General features: G+C 63.3%; 2 protein-coding genes and 1 pseudogene. 2 read left to right on the top strand and 1 reads right to left on the bottom strand.

Features of this window, described 5'->3' with window-relative positions; genetic code table 11:
- On the bottom strand, positions 1-772 hold a 772-nt coding region (locus EOA23_RS34210; RefSeq protein ID WP_145966594.1), incomplete at its 3' end, for an NAD(P)/FAD-dependent oxidoreductase.
- A gap of 250 nt (positions 773-1,022) precedes the next feature.
- Between EOA23_RS34210 and EOA23_RS34205 the strand changes: the two genes are divergently transcribed.
- Together EOA23_RS34205 and EOA23_RS36785 are read left to right on the top strand one after the other, a co-directional pair.
- Positions 1,023-1,679, top strand: a complete 657-nt coding sequence (locus EOA23_RS34205; RefSeq protein ID WP_127307271.1) for a hypothetical protein — start codon at positions 1,023-1,025, stop codon at positions 1,677-1,679.
- A gap of 188 nt (positions 1,680-1,867) precedes the next feature.
- A pseudogene (locus EOA23_RS36785) lies at positions 1,868-1,965 on the top strand (uracil-DNA glycosylase); the annotation flags it as partial.

Raw genomic sequence — 1,965 nt, 5'->3', positions numbered from 1 at the left:
CCACCTGGTTGTCCTCGAGATGGTAGAGGAAGGAACCGCCGCCGGTCTTCATGTCGAGCGGCCAGCCGAAGGAATGCTGCACCAGACCCGGTTTGTGGTTCTCGGGCTTGACCTGCCAAAGCTCCTTGAGGCCGATGCCGAACTTGCCCGGCTCGCGGCCGTCGGCAAGCTGGTACTTCGCGATCAATTGCTTGGCCAAGGACCCCCGCGCGCCCTCGCCGATCAGCACATATTTGCCCATCAGCGCCATACCCGGCGCGTAAGCCGGGCCATGCGTGCCATCCTTCTCGATGCCCATGTCGCCAGTGATGACGCCGGTGACGGCGCCGGCCTCGTTAAAGACGAGGCTGGCCGCGGCGAAGCCCGGATAGATCTCCACGCCCAGCGCCTCGGCCTTGGTCGCCAGCCAGCGGCAGACATTGCCGAGCGAGACGATGTAATTGCCGTGATTGTTCATCAGCGGCGGCATCAGGAGATTGGGCAGACGGAAGGAGCCGGCCGGGCCGAGCACCAGGAAATGGTCCGCCGTTACCGGCGTCTTGAAGGGATGATCGCCTTCCTCGCGCCAGCCGGGCAGCAGCCGGTCGATGCCGATCGGATCGACGACCGCGCCGGACAGGATGTGCGCGCCGACCTCGCCGCCCTTCTCCAGCACGACGACGGAGAGTTCCGGGTTGAGCTGCTTCAGGCGGATCGCCGCGGCGAGGCCGGCGGGACCGGCGCCGACGATCACCACGTCGAATTCCATGCTTTCGCGTTCGATATCGCTCATCGACCCCTCTATAGCTTGCCGCATTCTCGCATTGTGCTGGCTCACGCGCTGCATAGCGCATCAATTCGCGACGCGAAACCGGCGCTGACGTGACAACGCCGATTTCGACAAAAAGTCGCGGTTTTCCTACGAAACGGCAGCAGCACAGGCCATGGCCAAGCATAGGCCAGACCCGGCATGTTGGCAGGCCAGGCGGCGCCTGCATGTTTTTAATTGTTCGACGGCTTGGTTATCGGCAATACTTCGCGCCATGCGCAGTCCAGGGCCGCCCGGCTTTCCATCAAAGCGCTTACTCTTCACGCCTGGCCTGGCCTGGCGGGCGGTTCTTCCGCTCCTCTTTTTGAGCGTGCCTGCACTTTTGACCACGCAAGTCTGGGCCGATCCGGTGAAGGCCTGGGCGACGGGCGCCTATTCCTTCTCCGACGAGCTGGGCGGCTTCCGCATCACCGGCGCTTCCGGCATCGGCACCAAGGAAGACCCGCTGGTCATCAAGGAGGAGCTGAACACGGCGACGCCGGTGACGCTGACCATCCGCGCGATCAAGCCGATCGAGCCCTTCGGCAAGGCCGGCGAGGTCGCCAACAGCGTGATGTATATGCGCATCGACGTGCTCAACAACAGCGCGCTCCCCTGGGTGGAGTTTCAGTTCGAGCTGCAGGAAATCCTCGGCCAGCCCAGCGTGTTCGGCGATGGCCTGTCCTTCGACCAGCGCAACAAGACGCCCGACAATATCGTCTCCAGCAATTTCGCCGATTTCGAGCGCAAGTTCGAACCCTATGACCAGCTGCTGTTCAAAGACGGCAAGGTCGATCCGCTGAAGTCAGCAACTTTCAATTTCCTGATCACCGACTACACGCCGCGCTGGACGTTCTACATCGTGCAGGATCCAAGGATTCCGACCGGATAATCTCCCCCCTCGAGGGGGAGATGTCGCCAAAGGCGACAGAGGGGGTCGCCGCGCGTGAAGCGCCGGCGTCCAATGCGTCGAGTCCAGTCGAACCGACCCCCTCTGGCCTGCCGGCCATCTCCCCCTCAAGGGGGGAGATTGCAGTCGCCGAGGTTGCAAATTCGAACCGCGCGGACGATGGTGTCGCCATGACTGCCGCCTCCCCCAGAACACCAGCCGAGATCGCCGAACTGCTCGCCTTCTATGCCAGCGCCGGCGTCGACGACGCGCTTGAAGACGCGCCGAT

It is taken from the genome of Mesorhizobium sp. M2A.F.Ca.ET.042.01.1.1 (assembly GCF_003997405.1).
In the GTDB taxonomy this organism is placed as follows: Bacteria; Pseudomonadota; Alphaproteobacteria; order Rhizobiales; family Rhizobiaceae; genus Mesorhizobium.
This window is presented reverse-complemented; position numbering and strand designations above follow the sequence as displayed.